Source organism: Streptomyces lasalocidi (assembly GCF_005280215.1).
GTDB classification, from domain to species: domain Bacteria; phylum Actinomycetota; class Actinomycetes; order Streptomycetales; family Streptomycetaceae; genus Streptomyces; species Streptomyces longwoodensis.
On record NZ_SZNQ01000001.1, the window covers coordinates 7,334,078 to 7,352,715 of the forward strand.

The window sequence follows — 18,638 nt, forward strand, 5'->3', positions numbered from 1 at the left end:
ACGCGGGGGCGGCTCACGCACGTCGACTGCGCATGTATACCGGCCGGTATGTAGTGAGAGCCAGGGGTCGGCACGGCCGAATATGGCGGGCCGACTGCGCAAGCCGGGGCGGGCGGTCGGGTGATTGTGCCCTCGCGATGCTTCGATCAACGCGACTCGGGTACGCGTCGCGGGTCCCCCCAGCGCATGTGATGTGAGGTAACCACGGCCATGACCGAAGAGAACCCGCTCAAGCGAGCCGTACGGAAGGTCTCGGACACCCTGCAGGGCATGGCAGGGCCCGAGGAGGGGATCCCCGGCAAGCCGGGACCGCAGTCGCCGCCGGTGGCGGAGCCCACCGAACCGCGCGACCCGCTGCCGCCCAAGCCCGACCAGAGCGGCCCGGCCACCATGTCGCCCACCGGCCACCCGACCGGCGCCGACCAGGCCGACGTCGCCCAGTCCGGCAGCCGGCTCACCACCGCCCAGGGCGCCCGCCTGTACGACACCGACCACTCGCTGAAGGCGGGACCGCGCGGCCCGGTGCTGCTCCAGGACCACCACCTGCGCGAGAAGGTCATGCACTTCGACCACGAGCGCATCCCGGAGCGGGTCGTCCACGCCCGGGGCGCCGCCGCGCACGGCGTCTTCCAGAGCTACGGCACGGCCGCCACCGTCACCCGGGCGGCGTTCCTGGCCCCCGACGCCGAGACGCCGGTGTTCGTCCGGTTCTCCACGGTCCTCGGCTCGCGCGGCTCGTCCGACACCGTCCGTGACACCCGTGGGTTCGCCACGAAGTTCTACACCACCGAGGGCGTCTTCGACCTGGTCGGCAACAACATCCCGGTGTTCTTCGTCCAGGACGCGATCAAGTTCCCGGACATCGTGCACGCCGGCAAGCCGCACCCCGACCGGGAGATCCCGCAGGCGCAGAGCGCCCACGACACGTTCTGGGACTTCGTCAGCCTGCACACCGAGGCCACCCACCACACGCTGTGGAACATGTCCGACCGGGGCATCCCCCGCTCGTACCGCACGATGGAGGGCTTCGGCGTCCACACCTTCCGGCTGGTGGACGCCGAGGGCGGGACCACGCTGGTGAAGTTCCACTGGAAGCCCAAGCTGGGCGTGCACTCCCTGGTGTGGGAGGAAGCGCAGATCATCAACGGCGTGGACCCCGACTTCCACCGCCGTGACCTCGCGGACGCCATCGAGGCCGGGGCCTACCCGCAGTGGGAGCTCGGCATCCAGACGTTCCCCGACACGCCCGACCAGACGTTCGAGGGCATCGACCTGCTCGACCCCACCAACCTGGTGCCGGAGGAGCTGGCGCCGGTGCAGCCGGTGGGCCTGCTCACCCTGAACCGCAACCCGTCGAACTTCTTCGCCGAGACCGAGCAGGTCGCCTTCCACGTCGGCCACCTGGTGCCCGGCATCGACGTCACCGACGACCCGCTGCTGGCCGGCCGGCTCTTCTCCTACCTCGACACGCAGATCACCCGGCTCGGCGGCCCCAACTTCCCGCAGCTGCCGATCAACCGCCCGCACGCGCCCGTCAACGACATGCTGCGCGACGGGATGCACCAGACCGCCGTCCACCGGGGAGTCGCGCCCTACCGGCCCAACTCCCTCGACGGCGGCTGCCCGTTCACCGCCGGCGCCGACATGGGCGCGTACGTCGAGACGCCGGTCCGCGTGCCGGAGGCGACCAAGGTCCGCGCGGCGCCGGAGTCGTTCGCGGACCACTTCAGCCAGCCGCGCCGGTTCTGGCTCAGCATGACCCCGGTCGAGCGCGAGCACATCATCGCCGCGTACACCTTCGAGCTGGGCAAGTGCTACGAGCAGGCCGTCAAGGAGCGCACGCTGCAGGTCCTCGCCAACATCGACCCGGTGCTGTGCTCGGAGGTCGCCGCGGGCCTCGGCCTGCCGGCGCCCGAGCCCACCGTGCCGCTCGTCGACGTCGAGCCGAGCCCGGCGCTGTCGCAGGTCGGGCAGACCTGGCCGGTCGACGGCCGGATCGTGGGCATCGTCGCCGGCCCCGACGGCGACCTGGAGGGAGTGCGCGCCGTGCGGGAGGCCGTCCTGGCCGCGGACATGGTGCCGCTGGTCATCGCCCCGGCCGGCGGCAAGCTCGGCTCGGGCGAGGAGGCCCTGACCGTGCAGCGCACCTACGCCACGGCGCGGTCCGTGGAGTTCGACGCGCTGCTGGTCGCGGGCGTGCCCGGCGCGGGCGCCGACGCGTACGGCGCGCGGGACGCCAAGGCGGGCTTCGGCGTCGGCGCGCCCGGCGTGACCGACCCGCGGGTGGGGCTGCTGCTGTCGGAGGCCTTCCGGCATGGCAAGGCGATCGGCGCCTGGCAGGGGGCCGAGGCGGTCCTGGAGGCGGCGGGCGTGCCCGCCGACGCTCCCGGTGTGGTCCTGGCCGGCAGCGGCACGGACACGCTCCGGCAGGTGGTGGGCCTGCTCGGCGCCCACCGTGTCTGGGAACGCTTCCCGGCAGCCGTCCAGGGGTGACCCGGGTCATGTGATCACCGACACAGGTGTGGTCCGGTCACGCGTGGGCACACGCACGAACGGAGATGGGGGCGGCGCTGCCTGGGGAGGTCTGCGCCGCCCCCGTTGTCGTCGGCTCGCACGCGGTCTCGCGTGCCCCGCGGCCCTGACCGGCCCCCCGCCGGTGCCACGGCCCGCGCCGACGCGCCCCTGACCCCACACGAAAGGCACCATGCTGTGGCCGACGCACATCCGGCGGAACTCCCCGAACAGGTACGCACCGACCTCCTGCGCAGGCTGAGGCGCCACAAGCGCGCCTTCCGCGAGGACGACGTGCAGGTCGTGGAGCGCCCCCTGCTGCGCCGTGCGGTCGGCGCCTCGGCGCTCGGCAACTGCATGGAGTGGTTCGACTTCGGCGTGTACAGCTACCTGGCCGCCACCCTCGGCAAGGTGTTCTTCCCCGGGGCGTCCCCCGCGGCGCAGGTGATCTCGTCCTTCGCCACGTTCGCCGCGGCGTTCGTGGTGCGTCCGCTCGGCGGTCTGGTCTTCGGGCCGCTCGGCGACAAGCTGGGCCGCCAGAAGGTGCTCGCCACCACCATGATCCTGATGGCGGCCGGCACCTTCGCCATCGGCCTGATCCCCAGCTACGCCACCATCGGCGTGGCCGCGCCGATCCTGCTGCTGGTCGCCCGCATGGTGCAGGGCTTCTCCACCGGCGGCGAGTACGGCGGCGCGACCACCTTCGTCGCCGAGTACTCGCCGGACCGGCGGCGCGGCTTCCTCTCCAGCTGGCTCGACTTCGGCACGTTCGTCGGCTACGCGCTCGGCTCGGCCCTGGTCACCGCGCTGAACGCCGCGCTCACCGACGACCAGATGCTGGCCTGGGGCTGGCGCGTGCCCTTCCTCATCGCTGGTCCGCTGGGCGTGATCGGCCTCTACATGCGGCTCAAGCTGGAGGAGTCGCCGGCCTTCCAGCAGCAGCTCGACACGCACGAGAAGAGCCTCGCCCAGGCGTCCGCGGGCAGCGAGCTGCGGTCGATCGTCAAGGACCACTGGCGGCCCCTGCTGGTCTGCATGGGGCTGGTGCTGCTCTACAACGTCACCAACTACATGGTCACCGGCTACCTGCCCACCTACCAGACGGAGACCCTGGGCCGCTCCAGCGGCTCCGCCGACGTGCTGGTGCTGGTGGCGATGGTCTGGATCGTGGTGCTGATCACCTTCGTGGGCCGGCTCAGCGACCGCGTCGGACGGCGCCCGGTGTACGCGGTCTCGGCGATCGGCATGATCCTCCTCGCCGTCCCGTCGTTCCTGCTGCTCAAGGCGCACGGGACGTGGCTGCCGATCCTCGGCGTGCTGATCCTCGCCACGCTGCTGGCCGGCTTCGCCGCGCCGAGCGCCGCGACGCTGCCGGCGCTGTTCCCCACGGCGGTGCGCTACGCCGCCATGGGCATCGGCTTCAACATCGCGGTCGCCGCGTTCGGCGGCACCACCCCGCTGGTCACGGCGGCCCTGGTCGACGTCACCGGCAACGACCTGGTGCCCGCGTACTACCTGATCGCGGCCGGGATCATCGGTCTGGTGACGGTCCGCTTCCTCCCGGAGAGCGCCCAGGTGCCGCTGAAGGGCTCGCCGCCGATGGTCGGCTCGAAGCAGGAGCGCCAGGAGCTCATCACCACCTCCGGGCGCCTGTACCGGGCGAGCGAGACGGCGTCCGGACGACGCTGACACCGCGCGCCGCAAGGAGGCGCGGCACGACGTGGAACGGCGGCCCGGATGTGCACCATCCGGGCCGCCGTTCCACGTCGGATCACCGTCTGCGGGCCCAGCCGGAGCCGATCCCCGCGACGTGCAGGGCGAGCGCGGTCAGCCCCAGCAGCATGATGTTCACGGAAGAGAAGGTGTCGTTGGTGCTGATGTCCGCGGCGTTGATCAGGAAGCTGACGAAGAACAGGACTGCGGCCACGATGCCGAGCATCACGGGCTCCTTTCGGACGAGCGGTAGGGGACTACAGGTCGTTCATGTGAGACCCGTATGCCCAGCGGACGCGTCCGCAGACAGAAGTCTTCGCGGGGGAGGGCGACTTGGGTCGGCGTCCTAGCCGAAGACCTCCACGGCGCGGCGGACGCGCCAGTCCTCCAGGGTCTTCCGCTGGCGCGCCGCGCGCTCCAGGAGGGTGTCCAGACGGTGTGCGTCCAGGCGGCCGTCGGTCTCGGCCAGCCGGCGCAGGACCTGCCAGCCGGCCGCCTTCCCCTCGACCGCCGCGCCCAGCACCTCCAGTTCCACGACCGTGCTGAGCGGGGACCGGCTGACCAGACGGCCGTTCGTCTTCAGCAGGCCCGCCTTCTCGGCCGCCCAGCCCGCCACGACCTTGTAGCGCCGTACGGGGAGGCCGAGGTCCCGCATGATCGCGAGGAGCGCCGCCCGGTCCTCGGCGATCTCCGCGGCGACCGGCTCCAGGGCGGCGCCCAGGTCCGTTCCGCGCGCCGTGCGGGCCAGCCGGCGGATGCGCTCCACGCCGCCGGTGGCGCCCATGAGGTGGTCGTTGAGGTAGATGCTCAGGAGTGCGGGACCACCGTCGTGCGTGCGGTCCGAGTGGGCGGTACGGGAGGACTGCTCGGCCGTCATCGCGTGCCCCTTCGTCGTGGCGGACCACGGGGCCGGTCCCGGCCCCGGGCTCACGCCCCGGGTACCCGCCGCGCGGGGCGCCGCACGGGCCGTACGGGCGGCCGCGGTCCATCGTCCCGCGCGACGCGGCAGGGGCCGCACGGCCGCGGTCCGTCGTCCCGCGCGACGCCGCACGGCCCGCGGACCGCCGTCACCGCACGAGCCGTACGAGCGCGGTGCGTCACCGCGCGGTGCCGCCGTCCCCGCCCCCGTCGGCGTCCTCGGCCAGGCGGATCCGGGCGACCACGCGCTTGCCGGCCCCCTCGCGCCGCGCCTCGAAGTCGTCCGCGACGGCCCGTACGATCTCCAGCCCGTGCTGGCCCACCCGGCCGGGATCGGCGGCGCGGGCCACCGGGAGCACCGGGTCGCTGTCCCACACCGCCACGTCCACCGTGTCACCGGTGACCCGCAGGTCCAGCAGGACGGGTCCGGGCGCGTACTTGTGCGCGTTGGTGACGAGTTCGCTGACCACCAGCACCGCGGTCTGCGCGACGCGCGGGGACACGGGGACGCCGTGCTCGTCCCGCACCCGGTCGAGGAACCCGGCGGTGAGGTGCCGGGCGTGGGCGATGCGGCCGCCGCCCGGTTCCAGGTCGGCCGTCAGCCGCGGCGGACCGGGTTCCGGGGCCCTGTCCCCTCCGAGCAGAACCGGCTCCATCCCCACCGCCTCGTCACCCCGTTCCCTGCCGCCGACGTGCCGCGCACGTTCCCTGTCGCGTCCCGCGCAAAAGGCGCGGCCACCCAGGTGCATCTCCGCCCCGATGGGGGCAGTCTTACGACCGGCACGTGCCGGCCGGGGATTCACCGAGTGTCGTTGACGAGGAAAGTGTGGCAGACAACCACGAATGGGCGGACGCGAACGGTCTGACCGTCTCCCGCCGCAGCCGCGACGGCGTGCTGATCGTCGCCGCCCGCGGTGAGATCGACCTCAACAGCTGCGCACCGCTGGCGCGGGCCCTGGTGGTGCCCCGCGAGGTGACGGCCCCCCGGACCGTGATTGACCTCAGCGGCGTCACGTTCATGGACTCCACCGGCATCAACCTCCTCATCGGCGCGGACCAGGCGGCCCGCGGCGCCCAGGGCTGGCTGCGCCTGGCCGCCCCCACCGAGGCGGTCCTGCGGACCATGCAGCTCGTCGGCCTGGACATGATCATCCCCAGCTACCCCACCCTCGGCGAGGCGCTGGAGGCGTGACGCGACCCGGCCCGCCCGCCGAACGCGTGGAATATGCCGATCGAGGTGACTCGCCCGTGGCGATCGGGTACCCGTGACTCCCTCTGTGACCAGGCGGCGGCCACTGCCCCAGTGGCCCCGCACCCCGCGTGCCCGTGGGGACGAGCCGAAGGAGTCCGCAGTCATGACGGACGTATCGAGCCAGGGTCCCGCCCCCGGCGACGACCGCGAGGTGCTCACCAACCGGCAGGGACACCCCGTCTACGACAACCAGAACCAGCGCACCGTCGGCGCCCGGGGCCCCGCCACCCTGGAGAACTACCAGTTCCTGGAGAAGATCAGCCACTTCGACCGCGAGCGCATCCCCGAGCGGGTGGTCCACGCCCGCGGCGTCACCGCCTACGGCTACTTCGAGGCGTACGGCGCCTGGGGCGACGAGCCCATCGCCCGCTACACGCGCGCCAAGCTGTTCCAGGAGCGGGGCAAGCGCACCGACCTCGCCGTCCGCTTCTCCACCGTGATCGGCGGCCGGGACTCCTCCGAGGCCGCCCGTGACCCCCGGGGCTTCGCGGTGAAGTTCTACACCGAGGACGGCAACTGGGACCTGGTCGGCAACAACCTGGGCGTCTTCTTCATCCGGGACGCGATCAAGTTCCCGGACGTCATCCACGCCCTGAAGCCCGACCCGGTGACCTTCGAGCAGCAGCCCCGGCGCATCTTCGACTTCATGTCGCAGACCCCCGAGTCGATGCACATGCTGGTCAACCTGTTCAGCCCGCGCGGCATCCCCGCCGACTACCGCCACATGCAGGGCTTCGGCGTCAACACGTACAAGTGGGTCAACGAGCAGGGCGACACCAAGCTCGTGAAGTACCACTGGATGCCCAAGCAGGGCGTGCGCAGCATGACCGAGGAGGACGCCGCCAACGTGCAGGCCGACTCCCTCGGCCACGCCACCAAGGACCTGTACGAGGCCGTGGCCCGCGGCGACTTCCCCGAGTGGGAACTGCTCGTGCAGGTGATGGACGACGGCGAGCACCCGGAGCTGGACTTCGACCCGCTGGACGACACCAAGACCTGGCCCGAGCAGGACTTCCCGCCCAAGGCCGTGGGCCGGATGGTGCTGGACCGGATGCCGGAGAACTTCTTCGCCGAGAACGAGCAGATCTCCTTCGGCACCGGCGTCCTCGTCGACGGCCTGGACTTCTCCGACGACAAGATGCTGGTCGGCCGCACCTTCTCCTACAGCGACACCCAGCGCTACCGGGTCGGCCCGAACTACCTCCAGCTGCCCGTCAACCAGGCCAAGAACGCCGAGGTGCGCACCAACCAGCGCGACGGCCAGATGACCTACCACGTCGACGGCGCCGGGGAGAACCCGATCGTCAACTACGAGCCGTCGATCACCGGCGGGCTGCGTGAGGCCCAGTACCCCACGCACGACGAGCAGGGCCCGGAGATCCGGGGCCGGCTGACCCGCAAGCGGATCCCGCTGACCAACGACTACCTCCAGGCCGGCCAGCGCTACCTGCTGATGGAGGACTGGGAGCGCGACGACCTGGTCAAGAACCTCACGGCCATGCTGTCCCAGTGCGACCGGCCGGTGCAGGAGCGCATGGTCTGGCACTTCCTGCTGGTCGAGAACGACCTGGGCCGCAGGGTCGGCGACGGCCTGGGCATCGCCCCGTCCGACGTCGCCCACCTGGAGCCGCTGGCCAGCCAGGACCTCTCCGAGGAGGACCGCAAGCGGCTCGCCAACCTGGGTGAGAACCCGCCGCGCGACGTCGAGGGCCTGACCATGACCCACTGCGTCCCCGACGAACGGCACGTCGTCACGCGGTAGGCCGGCGCCGCCCCGCCGGGCGGTTGGGCCCGCCCCTCGTGGTTACCCCGGTCCCATGGACGACAACAGGCCCCTCGCCCTGGTGACCGGGGCATCCAGCGGTATCGGGTACGAACTGGCCAGGCAGTTCGCGGAGCACGGCTACGACCTGGTGATCAACGCCGAGGACGCCCGTCTCGAGCTCGCCGCCGGGCGACTGCGCGAGACGGGCGTCGCCGTGCGGGCCGTACGGGCGGACCTGCGGGTCCCCGCCGAGGTGGACCGGCTCGTCGCCGCCACCACCGGCCTGCGCCTCGACGTGGCCGCGCTGAACGCCGGGGTCGGCCAGGGCGGCGCCTTCGTGGACACCGACCTCGCCGACGACCAGTCGGTCATCGACCTGAACGTGACCGCCACGGTCCGGCTCGCCAAGCCGCTGCTGCGCGACATGGTCGCCCGCGACGCGGGACACCTGGTGTTCACCTCGTCGGTCGCGTCCACCATGCCGGGCCCCTTCCAGCCGATCTACAACGCCTCCAAGTCCTTCGTGCAGTCCTTCGCCGAAGCCCTGCAGAACGAGCTGAAGGACACCGGCGTCTCCGTGACGTCCTTCATGCCGGGGCCCACCGACACCGACTTCTTCCGCCGGGCCGACATGGACCAGGACACGCAGATCGGGACCATGGACAAGGACGACCCGGCCCAGGTGGCGCGGCAGGCGTTCGACGCCGTCATGAAGGGCCGCAAGAAGATCGTCACCGGCTCCCTGAAGACCAAGGCCCAGGGCCTGGCCGGCCGGGTCCTCCCGGACAGCGCCAAGGCGGCGATGCACCGCAATCAGGCGGAGCCGGGGACGGGCAGCGGCGGCGACGACGCCTGAGCGCTCCCGAACCTCTGGGCTTGCTCAAGATGGGCTTGGGGCGGTCACCGGGGCGGGCACCCTCGGAGCAGCCGGTGCGGACGCCCGGCGGAGGGGGGAGACGTCATGGTGGTCACGCTCGTACTGGTGGGAACGGCCGCGGTCCTGGCCGTCGTCTGGACCGTTCGGCTGGTGCGCAGGGCCCGGCGGCGGGCCTGGACGGACCCCGGCCGGCACGCCGGGCCGGCGGGCGCCGGGAGCGCCTTCCGCAGCGGCCGGGGCTGGCCGTCGGACGCGCCACGGGTGGGGGGAACGCCCGGGACGGGCGGGGACACGGGAGCGGTCCTCGGGACGTCCTGGTACGTGGCGGAGACGCACGGGGGCGGCTCCTTCTACGGGTCCCACCACGGGCACCACCCGCACCATTCCTCGCACCATTCCTCGCACCACTCCTCGTGCGGCTCCGGCTCCTCGTCCTGCGGCAGCAGCCCGTCGTCGTGCGGCAGTGCGTCGTCCTGCGGCGGCGGCCCGTCCTCGTGCGGCAGCAGCTCCTCGTCCTGCGGGAGTTCGTCGTCCTGCGGCAGCAGCACCTGAGGGATCGGGTCAGCCCGCCGCCGCCTGCGCGGCCAGGGTGCGGATGCGGGTGAGCTCGGCGTAGAGCGCGTCGCCGGGGCACTGGGTGTTGTAGCCGTCGCGGTGGCCGTGGATGGTCGGCAGGCTGATCCGGGTGCCCAGGGTCCACGCCTTGCCGAAGTAGTTGGTGCCGTCGGCGCCCGCGGTGAGCGTGGTGGTGCCGGTCGGGCTGACGCCGTACTGGCCGAGCTTCCAGGCGGCGAGGCGGGCCACCGCCGACGTCACGGCCTCGCCCGGCGCCGCGGTGGTGTACGTGCCGAGCACCGCGATCCCGGACGTCTCGGTGTTGAAGCCGTACGCGTGGGCGCCGAGCACCGGCCGGTCGACACCGCCCTTGCGGCCCTCGTAGAGCGTGCCGCACTTGTCGACCAGGAAGTTGTAGCCGATGTCCCGCCAGCCCAACTGCTGTACGTGGTAGGCGTAGATGCCCCGTACGACGGCGGGGGCGTCGGCGCAGGCGTAGGCGTTGCTGCCGGCGGTGTGGTGGACCACGACCGCCTTGACCTTGCCGCCGGGGAGGTACTGCGGAGCCGCCGGGCTGATCGACTCGTCGGCGCCCCATCCGGCCCGCGAGATGATGGCCGGCCGCACGGCGCCCAGCGTCCCCGTGCCGCCGTCGGCGGGCTCCGCCGGGCTGCCGGCGGCCGGAGGGACGGGGGCGCCCGGGGCGCCCGGGGTGCCCGGGGCACCCTGGCCGGGGTCGATCAGGTCCAGCCGTAGCCCGGCCGGCAGCACGGCCGTCGCGTCCGGGTCGGCCACGATGCGGACCTCCGCGCCGTCGGACGGGCCGGCCCACACCGCCGACGTACCGCCCCGGCGGGCCGAGGCGTCCCCGGGGCCGTCGTCCGCGTCGAGTACCGACCAGCCGGACCACTGGCCCGAGACGGCGCTGCGCGTACGGAACTCCGCCGTGCCGGTGAGCCGCGCCCGCGGGTCGTCCCAGGTCACGCCGAGCAGGCTGAAGGGGCGCGTCTCGGACAGCCGGACGTCGGCGTCGCGCTGGTCGAGGGCGACGGGCACCGCACGTGTCTGGCTGTGCGCGGCGACGGGGCGGGGACCGTCGGACGGCACGGCCGGCCCGGGGGCTCCGTGCAGGGCGAAGACCCCGGTGACGGCCGCGGCGGCCATCTGTACCCAGTTCACGTATGGACTCTCCCGTCGAGGAACGCCGTGGCGCCGGGCGGCAGGTACGGCTGCTGCTTGACGATCGTCTGATCATCGGCCTGGGTCGGCAGGGGGAGGCCCTGCCGCGTGCCTCGAAGGGGGGAGCGGGATCGGCCGGACGGAGCACGGGAGACGGTGCGCGGCTCCGCCTGCCGCCTGCCGCCTGCCGCCTGTCGCCTGCCGCTGCCCTGCGGCCGGGCCCGCGCAGGCCGGCCGTGCCGTGCCGTGCCGCGATCGGCCGTGCCCGGCACCGATCGGCCAACTCCTCGTCCCGAGTCGGCCGATGTGCGCCGTTCGTGCGGGACCGGCGCCGGGGCAAAGGCACCATGGGCGGAGGTTCCCGCCCGAGAGGTGATTGCGCGCATGAGCATCGTCGATCTCGCCGCACTCGGTGAGTCCTTCACCCGCGACCCGTTCCCCGTCTACGCCCGCTTACGGGCCCAGGGCCCCGTGCACCGCATCCGGATGCCCGAGGGGGGCACCGAGGCCTGGCTCGTCGTCGGCCACGAGGCCGGCCGCGCGGCGCTCACCGACCCCCGGCTGTCCAAGGACTGGGACAAGGCGTCCCCGCACCTCGGACTGGGGACGGTCTCGGCGGGCCGGCACATGCTCCGGGTGGACCCGCCGGACCACACGCGCCTGCGCAAGGTCGTCGCGCGCGAGTTCACCCCGCGCCGCGTCGACGACCTCGCCCCGCGCATCCAGAAGACCACCGACCTGCTCCTGGACCGCATGCTCGCCTCGCCCGACGGGCGGGCCGACCTCGTGGAGGCGCTGGCCTTCCCGCTGCCCATCACGGTGATCTGCGACCTCCTCGGGGTGCCCGACCTGGACCGGGCACCGTTCCGCGCCTGGTCGAACGACGCGCTCAGCGCCACCGACCGCGAGGTGCGCAGGAGCGCCGCCGAGGCGATGGCCCAGTACATGCGGGAGTTGGTGGAGGAGAAGGGCCGGCACCCGGGCGACGACCTGATGAGCGCGCTGATCGAGGGCTCGCGCAACGACCCGGACGGCCTGTCGCAGGACGAACTGGTGGGCATGGCCTGGCTGTTGCTGGTCGCCGGCCACGAGACCACGGTCAACCTGATCGCGGGCGGCGTCCTGGCCCTGCTCACCCACCCCGACCAACTCGCCGCGCTGCGTGCCGACCTGGACCTGACCGAGCAGGCCGTCGAGGAGATGCTGCGCTACGAGGGCCCCCTGGAGACCCCCACCTACCGCTTCACCACCGGCCCCGTCACCCTCAGCGGCACCGAGATCCCCGGCGGGGGCGAACTCGTCCTGGTCGCACTGGCCGACGCGAACCGGGACACGACGCGCTTCGCGGCCCCGGACCGTTTCGACATCACCCGCGACGCCCGCGGCCACCTGGCCTTCGGTCACGGCATCCACTACTGCCTGGGAGCACCCCTCGCCCGTCTGGAGGCCCGCATCGTCGTGCGGACCCTGCTGGAGCGCTGCCCCGACCTCACCCTCGACGTCCACCCGGCCGCGCTCACCTGGCGGCAGGGGATGATGATCCGCGGCCCGCAGAGCCTGCCGGTGCGGTTCGCCGGATAGCCGGTGGCCGCGCCGGGCGCCCCCGGCCGGTCACGGCGTCACGCCACCGCCGTGTACGCGGTCGCCACGGCGGTGGCGGTGCGCGCGTGGATCACCAGGTGGATGCCGCACGCCTCGGCGTTCGCCTCCAGCAGGCGCCGGACGGGTGCGCTGGCCGCGGCCACGGAGAGGAGGATGCCGAGCCGGCAGCACAGGCGCTGCACGCGCAGGACCACGCCGGCGGTCGCGCCCAGCGCGGTCCGCGCGTCGAGGACGATGACGACGGCGGACGGCCTGCACCCCTCGACCAGGCCGCTGATGCGCGTGTACAGCGTGCCCCGACCGCCGACGTCCGCGTCGTCGTGCACCGTCAGGACGAGGACGTCCCGGTCGAGTGTGTGGGACAGCATCGCGGCCTCCGATCACCTGTGCGGTCACCCGCCTGGCCGACGGGTACCCGGTCCGGAATGCGTCATACGTTCCCGTAGCTGCCCGTACCGGGTGCGCACGGGTGTGCGCAGCAGGACACGAAAGGGCGACGAAGGGGGGCGTCTTCGGGCCATGCCCCATGCCGAGCGCACTGTCACGCCGGACGGGCCGACCGGGGGAAACCTGCCGCCCGCCGCCCCGTGCGGTGGCTGGGAACCGCCGTAGCGGCACAGACTGCGGTGTCGGACCTGTGCTCGTCGTCCTCGGCGGGGTACTCCGCGGACGCGCGAGTTCCACACCCCCAGGAGGCACCGCCCATGACGTTCAACCCCCTTGAGCAACGGGGCATCCCGCTGGACCGCCAGCTCCGCAGCTGGCGCGAGCTCAACGTCTTGCCGATCGACCCCGACCGCTGCGACCCGTACACCCGATGCCGCATCATCACGATGCCACTACGAGTCCCTGGTGGACCCGGGGGAGACCTGGTGGGAGCAGCTCGTCAACCACGAGTACAACGAGTGCTACCTCTACTACTCCTTCATGGAGCAGGAGAGCGACCCGAAGGTGAAGGCCGTCTGGGAGCTGCACCTGAACATGGAGCTGGAGCACCTGCACATCGCCTGCGACCTGATGCGCCGTCACGACGGGCGCGAGCCGCAGGAGGTCCTGGCGCCGGAGCTGCCCGACGTGCTCACGTTCGAGCCCAACAAGCAGTACCTGCGCCACCTGCTGGACACCCAGATGGACCTGACCACGCTGGGCGCCGGCTACGTCCGCGAGGCCCACGAGCGGTTCGAGAAGATGCAGGAGCAGATCCACGGCGGCGAGGAACCGCCCAGCGACCGGGTCATGGCCGAGCACGACGAGATGTTCGGCCGCGAGTACCGCGTGCAGTTCGAGGGCGAGCACCCCGACCCCGCGATGCGCGAGAAGTGAGGCCGCCGACCATGTCCGAACTCCACACCCCCCAGGCCGGCGACGACCACGCCCCGGATCTCGACGTCGTGGGCCTCCTGATGCGCCAGCACGGCGACATCCGCAACCTCTTCGACGAGGTCGAGCAGAGCAAGGGCGACGAGCGCCGCGACGCCTTCCACCGCCTGGTGCGGCTGCTGGCCGTGCACGAGACCGCCGAGGAGGAGGTCGTCCACCCCTTCGCCCGGCGCGCGTTCGAGGGCGGTGAGCAGGTCGTCGAGGACCGACTCGCCGAGGAGCGGGCGGCCAAGGAGACCCTCTCCGCGCTGGACGACCTGGACACCGACGACCCGGAGTTCCTGCCGAAGCTGCGGGCGCTGCGCACGGACGTGCAGGAGCACGCCCGTGCGGAGGAGCGCTACGAGTTCACGCACATCCGCCGCAGCACCGACGTCACCAACCTCGCCACCATGGCCAAGGCGGTGAAGGCCGCCGAGGCCATGGCACCCACCCGGCCCCACCCCGGCGTCGAGTCCGCCACCGCCAACGTGGCCCTAGGGGGTGTCTCGTCGATCAGGCCGGATCAGAGAGCGGCGTCTGGTGCCGTGCATCGCAAGGCGGAGGAGGGCGGCGATGCGGAGCATCGCCAACCGACGACAACGCGGCGAGGCGCGGTGCCAGGCGCCGCGAGCCCGGCCTGATCGACGAGACACCCCCTAGGCCCCGTCGCCGCCCTCATGGACCGCACCAAGGACGCCGTCCGCAAGGCCATGAAGAACGGCTGAGGGGGCGGCGACCGTGGGCACACCCGAGCGGGGCGCGGACCCGCAGCACCCCGAGGCACGGCGGTCGCTGCTGGTGTGCGCCCTGCTGGGGGCCGCCGTCATGGCCGCCCTCGACGAGATCGTCTTCCACCAGATCCTGCACTGGCACCACTTCTACGACCGTTCCACGACCGCCGCGGGCCTGGTGTCGGACGGCCTGCTGCACACCGCCGAACTGCTCGCGCTGGTCGCCGGGTTCTTCCTGTTCGCCGACCTGCGGCGGCGCCGCGCCCTGTCGCCGGCCCACGCGTGGAGCGGCCTGTTCCTCGGCCTGGGCGCCTTCCAGGTGGTCGACGGGCTCGTCGACCACAAGGTGCTGCGGGTGCACCAGATCCGCTACGGCGTCGACGTGACGCCGTACGACTGGGCGTGGAACCTCGCCGGGGTCGCCCTGCTGCTGGTCGGCGCGGTACTGGCCGTCCGGGCCGGGCGGGCCGGTGCGCCGGGGGAGCGGCTCCCGTGACCGCCGCCGACCCGCCCTTCGGGCCGGCGGCGGTCCTCGCCTGCGCCCTGGCATGCGCCGCGTACCTGTCGGGCGCCCTCCGACTGCGGCGCCGGGGCGACGCCTGGCCGTGGCCGCGGGACTGCGCGGTCACGGCCGGTGCCGCGGTGCTCGCCTGGGGACTGGCCGGCCCACTGCCGGGCGGGCCGTTCACCGGGCACGCGCTGCGCCACGTGTGCGTCGGCATGGCGGGCCCGGCCCTGCTGGTCCTGGCCCGGCCGCTCACGCTGGCGCTGCGCCTCCTGCCGCCGGGCGGCGTCCGGCGCGGACTGCTGCGGGCCGCGCATTCCCCGCCCGCCGCCTGGCTGCTGCTCCCGCCCGTCGCCGCCGTGGTGGACGTCGGTGGTCTCTGGGCGCTGTACCGGACCGGCCTGATGGCCGCCGCCCACCACCGCCCCTGGCTGGACGGCGCCCTCCACCTGCACCTGGCCGCCGCGGGACTGCTGTTCAGCACGGCGATCTGCCAGCTGGACCCGGTACGACGGCGCCGGAGCACCGCTCTGCGCGCGACCACCCTGCTCGTCGCCGGGACGGCGCACGCGGTGCTGGCCAAGACGCTGTACGCGACGGGGCCGCCCGGCACGGCCTTCGCCGCCGCCGACCTGCGGGCGGGAGCGCAGGTCATGTACTACGGCGGCGACGCCGTGGAGGTCGCCCTCGCGCTGGTGCTGGCCGTGGGCTGGTACACGGCCGCCGGCCGCCGCCCGCGACGGACCGGCGACGCCGCGCGGGGACGGCGACTCCCCGCCGCTCACGCGCGCAGTGCCGCCTCGGAGGTGGGGTAGCTGTCGATGACCTGGTCGATCCCGGTCAGCGCCAGGATCCGGGCGACCGGCTCGGACGGCGCGACCAGCGCCAGCCGCACACCCGTCCGCCGGGCCGTGCGGTAGGCGTTGATCAGGCTCGTCAGCCCCGACGAGTCGATGAAGCCGGTGCCGGACAGCTCCACCAGCACCGTGGCGGGCCGCTCGGCGAGCACGGCGCGGGCGACCCGGTCGAAGCGGTCCCTCGTACCCCGGTCCAGTTCCCCGGACACGGTGATCAGACGGCTGTCGGGGGTGGGCCGGCCCGTGCGCACGTCCAGCCCCGTGTGACCTTCCAGGCCTGGACGGTGGCTGGTCATGGCGGCGGCCTCCCCACGGGGGCTCAGGGCGCTCAGGGGGCTCGTGGGCGAGCTCCTGCTGGTGACCGGACGCCTTCCGCGTACCCAGCGGCGGACGCGGGACGCGCGACCGGCCCTCTCAGTCGCCCACGGGCGCCGGGGCACGGACGCAGGTGATCTCGAAGCCGCTGCGCGGCCGTGTCGGGATGCGGCGCAGGGAGATGGTGAGGTCCTGGGCGGGCACCGTGTACTCCAGGCGGGCCAGCCGGACCGCCAGGGCCTCCAGCAGCCCGATGGTGAGTCCCTCGCCGGGGCAGCGGTGCCCGGTGCGCGGGTCGCCGCCGCCCTGCGGGATCAGCTCGTCGGCCCCGACCGGACGCTCCAGGAACCGCTGGGGGCGGAAGATGTACGGGTCGCCCCACAGCTTCTCGTCGTGGTTCTGCCCGTAGACGTCCAGCAGCACCAGCCCGCCCCGGGGCAGCTCCGCGCCGTTCCAGGTCAGGTCGGTCACGGCCAGGCCGCCGAGGAACGGGGCGAAGGGGTAGAACCGCCGCACCTCGTGCACGAACGCGGCGGCGTAGGCGGCGTCGCCGGCCCGCAGCCGCTCCCGGTGCAGCGGCCACCGGTGCAGCGCGTGCGCCGCGAAGGCGACGAACCAGCTCACGGCGACGGTGGGACGGATGACGTTGAGCAGCTCCACGGCCGCCGTACCCGGCTCGAGGAGTTCACCCGAGGCCTCGCGGTGCCGGGCCACCCGGTCGAGCACCGAGTCCGCCGGGGCGGTCACGGCGCCAGAGCGGACGTCCTCCACCAGCCGCGCCAGCCGCGCCTCCTGCCGGCCGCGGGCGCGCCGGGCCCGCCAGTGGCGGGGGCCCGCGGTGGCGAAGCCGTCGACCAGCGCGACCAGGTCGCCGGCCAGGGGCTCCGCCTCGTCGTCGCGCAGGGGCACCCCGGCCCAGCGGCACACGCCGCGGGTGAGCACCACGGCGGCCTCGTCGAAGAGGACGACACCGGGACGCCCGGCCCAGGAGGTCACCGCCTCGTCCCACGCCGCGGTGACCTCCTCCACCAGCCCGGCGATCCGTTCCACCTGCAGCAGGGGCAGGAAGAGCGACTTGCGGGCCCGGTGGGCGTCCCCGTCGAGCGTGTGCACCGCGCCCTTGCCGAAGAGCGTGCCCCGCACCGGTTCCGGAAGGGCGCCGTGCCGGTGCACGTGCCGCTCGTCGTAGAAGAACCGCACCGCCTCGGGACCGCGCACGGCCAGGGCGGGACGCCCCATGAGACGGGTGCGGACCACGTGGTCCGGGCTCTCCCGCATGCGGTTGGGCAACCAGGCGTAGCCCTCGGCGAGCAGGGGCAGCGTGTGATCCGCCCAGGGGCGACGGGGAGTCAGCATGGCCGCCGAGTGCCCCCCTCGTCCCGGCGGACACTCCGGGCGCTCCGACACCGCCGGACGCACGCCTCCCACCCCGCCCGTTTTGTACAGGTCGGGCGGGGAACACAGGGGCGCATGAGCGCATCGGTACGTCGCCGCCGGATGAAGCAGAACCGCATGCTGTGGCTGTTGGACCGCCTGGAACGGCAGCCGCGCGCCGACCCGTTCATCGACGCGCTGCGGTCGGGCGTCCACAAGCTGCCGCTCGGCGCCGGCCGGGACCTGCTCCACGGCCGGTGGCTCGGGCACCCCGTCCACCCGCTGATGGTGCAGGTGCCGATCGGCAGCTGGTTGTCGGCGGCGGTGCTGGACATGAAACCGGGCCGGTCGCGCGAGGCGACGCTGCTGGTGGGCGTCGGCCTGGCCGCGGCGGCCCCCGCCGCCGCGGCGGGCGCGGTGGACTGGGCGGAGCTGCGCCCCGAGCAGGCCCGCGTCGGACTGGTGCACGCTCTGGCGAACGTCGCGGGCGTCGGCCTGTACGCCGCCTCGCTCACCTGCCGGCTGCGGGGACGGGACGCCGCCGGTCGCACCCTCGGCTTCCTCGGTATGACCGCGGTGTCGCTCGGCGGCCTGCTCGGCGGCCACCTGGCCTACCGGCAGGCGTCCGGCGCCAACCACGCCGAAGAGGTCCCGCACGTCGTGCGCGAGGGCTGGCACCGGGTCGGGGCCGTCGCCGACCTCCCCGTCGGCCGTCCCGTGCGCCGCGTCGTCGATGACGTGCCCGTCCTGCTGGTGCGGGAGGCGGGCGGAACCATCCACGCGCTGGCCGAGCGGTGCAGCCACCTGGCCGGTCCGCTGGCCGAGGGGACCGTCGCCGACGGCTGTGTCACCTGCCCCTGGCACGGCAGCGTCTTCCGCCTCTCCGACGGCTGGAACGTCCGCGGCCCGGCGACGGCCCCGCAGCCCGCCTTCGACGCCCGGGAGGTCGACGGTCACGTGGAAATCAGCCTCCGCCGCGACGACCCGCGGTCGGCCAACGGCTGGATGCCCCACTTCAAGGGCCGCAGCACCGGCGCGCACCGGGCGCACGGCAGCTCCTCCTGACCCCGCGACGGCATGCCGAAGGCCCCGGCGGGAGTTCCCGCCGGGGCCTTCGGCATG

At 73.5% G+C, this 18,638-nt stretch carries 19 protein-coding genes; 11 read left to right on the forward strand and 8 right to left on the reverse strand.

The window, feature by feature from the left end; translation table 11 throughout:
- Window positions 1-210: 210 nt before the first annotated feature.
- Together E4U91_RS33115 and E4U91_RS33120 are read left to right on the forward strand one after the other, a co-directional pair.
- Window positions 211-2,493, forward strand: coding sequence for a catalase (locus E4U91_RS33115; protein WP_137310225.1), 2,283 nt, complete (start codon window positions 211-213; stop codon window positions 2,491-2,493).
- A gap of 216 nt (window positions 2,494-2,709) precedes the next feature.
- Window positions 2,710-4,200, forward strand: coding sequence for an MFS transporter (locus E4U91_RS33120; protein ID WP_241678766.1), 1,491 nt, complete (start codon window positions 2,710-2,712; stop codon window positions 4,198-4,200).
- Between the two features lie 82 nt (window positions 4,201-4,282).
- Here E4U91_RS33120 and E4U91_RS38275 read toward each other — a convergent pair whose 3' ends face one another.
- The 3 genes from E4U91_RS38275 to E4U91_RS33130 all read right to left on the reverse strand — a co-directional run bounded on the left by E4U91_RS38275 (window position 4,283) and on the right by E4U91_RS33130 (window position 5,798).
- Window positions 4,283-4,450, reverse strand: a complete 168-nt coding sequence (locus tag E4U91_RS38275; protein WP_168218214.1) for a hypothetical protein — start codon at window positions 4,448-4,450, stop codon at window positions 4,283-4,285.
- A gap of 120 nt (window positions 4,451-4,570) precedes the next feature.
- The gene (locus tag E4U91_RS33125) at window positions 4,571-5,101 is read right to left on the reverse strand and encodes a hypothetical protein (RefSeq protein WP_174867895.1); all 531 of its coding nucleotides are present in this window, start codon (window positions 5,099-5,101) and stop codon (window positions 4,571-4,573) included.
- Between the two features lie 220 nt (window positions 5,102-5,321).
- Window positions 5,322-5,798 carry an ATP-binding protein gene (locus E4U91_RS33130; protein WP_137310226.1) on the reverse strand — a complete coding sequence of 159 codons (477 nt, stop codon included), beginning with the start codon at window positions 5,796-5,798 and terminating at the stop codon, window positions 5,322-5,324.
- Between the two features lie 170 nt (window positions 5,799-5,968).
- On the opposite strand from E4U91_RS33130, the gene E4U91_RS33135 reads away from it, so the two are divergent.
- The 3 genes from E4U91_RS33135 to E4U91_RS33145 all read left to right on the forward strand — a co-directional run bounded on the left by E4U91_RS33135 (window position 5,969) and on the right by E4U91_RS33145 (window position 9,015).
- Window positions 5,969-6,334, forward strand: a complete 366-nt coding sequence (locus E4U91_RS33135; protein WP_241678767.1) for an STAS domain-containing protein — start codon at window positions 5,969-5,971, stop codon at window positions 6,332-6,334.
- Between the two features lie 163 nt (window positions 6,335-6,497).
- Entirely contained in the window at window positions 6,498-8,156 is a 1,659-nt protein-coding gene (locus E4U91_RS33140; RefSeq protein WP_137310227.1) for a catalase, read from the forward strand.
- A gap of 55 nt (window positions 8,157-8,211) precedes the next feature.
- Window positions 8,212-9,015 carry an SDR family NAD(P)-dependent oxidoreductase gene (locus E4U91_RS33145; protein WP_137310228.1) on the forward strand — a complete coding sequence of 268 codons (804 nt, stop codon included), beginning with the start codon at window positions 8,212-8,214 and terminating at the stop codon, window positions 9,013-9,015.
- A gap of 371 nt (window positions 9,016-9,386) precedes the next feature.
- Here the strand turns inward: E4U91_RS33145 and E4U91_RS38480 are convergent, their stop codons facing one another.
- Entirely contained in the window at window positions 9,387-9,584 is a 198-nt protein-coding gene (locus tag E4U91_RS38480; RefSeq protein ID WP_174867896.1) for a hypothetical protein, read from the reverse strand.
- A gap of 13 nt (window positions 9,585-9,597) precedes the next feature.
- Window positions 9,598-10,770 (reverse strand): peptidoglycan recognition protein family protein, encoded by a 1,173-nt coding sequence (locus E4U91_RS33155; protein WP_241678768.1) that lies wholly within the window; start codon window positions 10,768-10,770, stop codon window positions 9,598-9,600.
- A 384-nt stretch (window positions 10,771-11,154) separates the two neighbouring features.
- Between E4U91_RS33155 and E4U91_RS33160 the strand changes: the two genes are divergently transcribed.
- Window positions 11,155-12,351, forward strand: a complete 1,197-nt coding sequence (locus tag E4U91_RS33160; protein WP_137310230.1) for a cytochrome P450 family protein — start codon at window positions 11,155-11,157, stop codon at window positions 12,349-12,351.
- Between the two features lie 38 nt (window positions 12,352-12,389).
- Here E4U91_RS33160 and E4U91_RS33165 read toward each other — a convergent pair whose 3' ends face one another.
- On the reverse strand, window positions 12,390-12,740 hold the full coding sequence (locus tag E4U91_RS33165; RefSeq protein ID WP_137310231.1) for a hypothetical protein: 351 nt from the start codon (window positions 12,738-12,740) through the stop codon (window positions 12,390-12,392).
- A gap of 484 nt (window positions 12,741-13,224) precedes the next feature.
- Between E4U91_RS33165 and E4U91_RS33170 the strand changes: the two genes are divergently transcribed.
- From E4U91_RS33170 to E4U91_RS33185, 4 genes are all read left to right on the forward strand, one after another.
- Window positions 13,225-13,695: a hypothetical protein gene (locus tag E4U91_RS33170; protein ID WP_241678769.1), complete on the forward strand. Its 471-nt coding sequence runs from the start codon at window positions 13,225-13,227 to the stop codon at window positions 13,693-13,695.
- An 11-nt stretch (window positions 13,696-13,706) separates the two neighbouring features.
- On the forward strand, window positions 13,707-14,375 hold the full coding sequence (locus E4U91_RS33175; RefSeq protein ID WP_137310232.1) for a hemerythrin domain-containing protein: 669 nt from the start codon (window positions 13,707-13,709) through the stop codon (window positions 14,373-14,375).
- 184 nt (window positions 14,376-14,559) lie between these two features.
- On the forward strand, window positions 14,560-14,961 hold the full coding sequence (locus E4U91_RS33180; protein WP_137311132.1) for a DUF2243 domain-containing protein: 402 nt from the start codon (window positions 14,560-14,562) through the stop codon (window positions 14,959-14,961).
- Window positions 14,958-15,785, forward strand: coding sequence for a cytochrome c oxidase assembly protein (locus tag E4U91_RS33185; protein WP_137310233.1), 828 nt, complete (start codon window positions 14,958-14,960; stop codon window positions 15,783-15,785). The genes E4U91_RS33180 and E4U91_RS33185 overlap by 4 nt, the downstream gene beginning before the upstream one ends.
- Here E4U91_RS33185 and E4U91_RS33190 read toward each other — a convergent pair.
- Together E4U91_RS33190 and E4U91_RS33195 are read right to left on the reverse strand one after the other, a co-directional pair.
- Complete coding sequence (locus E4U91_RS33190) at window positions 15,752-16,123, reverse strand: STAS domain-containing protein (protein ID WP_137310234.1); 372 nt, start codon at window positions 16,121-16,123, stop codon at window positions 15,752-15,754. The genes E4U91_RS33185 and E4U91_RS33190 overlap by 34 nt on opposite strands.
- Window positions 16,124-16,241: 118 nt before the next feature.
- On the reverse strand, window positions 16,242-17,498 hold the full coding sequence (locus tag E4U91_RS33195) for a cytochrome P450 (RefSeq protein WP_137310235.1): 1,257 nt from the start codon (window positions 17,496-17,498) through the stop codon (window positions 16,242-16,244).
- 141 nt (window positions 17,499-17,639) lie between these two features.
- On the opposite strand from E4U91_RS33195, the gene E4U91_RS33200 reads away from it, so the two are divergent.
- The gene (locus E4U91_RS33200; protein WP_137311133.1) at window positions 17,640-18,581 is read left to right on the forward strand and encodes a Rieske (2Fe-2S) protein; all 942 of its coding nucleotides are present in this window, start codon (window positions 17,640-17,642) and stop codon (window positions 18,579-18,581) included.
- The last annotated feature ends 57 nt before the right edge of the window (window positions 18,582-18,638 follow it).

Bases quoted from the DNA above. Each gene is read 5' to 3' on its own strand.
- E4U91_RS33115 (WP_137310225.1), top strand. From the start codon at position 211: ATGACCGAAGAGAACCCGCTCAAGCGAGCCGTACGGAAGGTCTCGGAC.
- E4U91_RS33160 (WP_137310230.1), top strand. From the start codon at position 11,155: ATGAGCATCGTCGATCTCGCCGCACTCGGTGAGTCCTTCACCCGCGAC.
- E4U91_RS33140 (WP_137310227.1), top strand. From the start codon at position 6,498: ATGACGGACGTATCGAGCCAGGGTCCCGCCCCCGGCGACGACCGCGAG.
- E4U91_RS33180 (WP_137311132.1), top strand. From the start codon at position 14,560: ATGGCCGCCCTCGACGAGATCGTCTTCCACCAGATCCTGCACTGGCAC.
- E4U91_RS33130 (WP_137310226.1), bottom strand. From the start codon at position 5,798: ATGGAGCCGGTTCTGCTCGGAGGGGACAGGGCCCCGGAACCCGGTCCG.
- E4U91_RS38275 (WP_168218214.1), bottom strand. From the start codon at position 4,450: ATGCTCGGCATCGTGGCCGCAGTCCTGTTCTTCGTCAGCTTCCTGATC.
- E4U91_RS33200 (WP_137311133.1), top strand. From the start codon at position 17,640: ATGAAGCAGAACCGCATGCTGTGGCTGTTGGACCGCCTGGAACGGCAG.
- E4U91_RS33145 (WP_137310228.1), top strand. From the start codon at position 8,212: ATGGACGACAACAGGCCCCTCGCCCTGGTGACCGGGGCATCCAGCGGT.
- E4U91_RS33175 (WP_137310232.1), top strand. From the start codon at position 13,707: ATGTCCGAACTCCACACCCCCCAGGCCGGCGACGACCACGCCCCGGAT.
- E4U91_RS33165 (WP_137310231.1), bottom strand. From the start codon at position 12,740: ATGCTGTCCCACACACTCGACCGGGACGTCCTCGTCCTGACGGTGCAC.
- E4U91_RS33195 (WP_137310235.1), bottom strand. From the start codon at position 17,498: ATGCTGACTCCCCGTCGCCCCTGGGCGGATCACACGCTGCCCCTGCTC.
- E4U91_RS33190 (WP_137310234.1), bottom strand. From the start codon at position 16,123: ATGACCAGCCACCGTCCAGGCCTGGAAGGTCACACGGGGCTGGACGTG.
- E4U91_RS33125 (WP_174867895.1), bottom strand. From the start codon at position 5,101: ATGACGGCCGAGCAGTCCTCCCGTACCGCCCACTCGGACCGCACGCAC.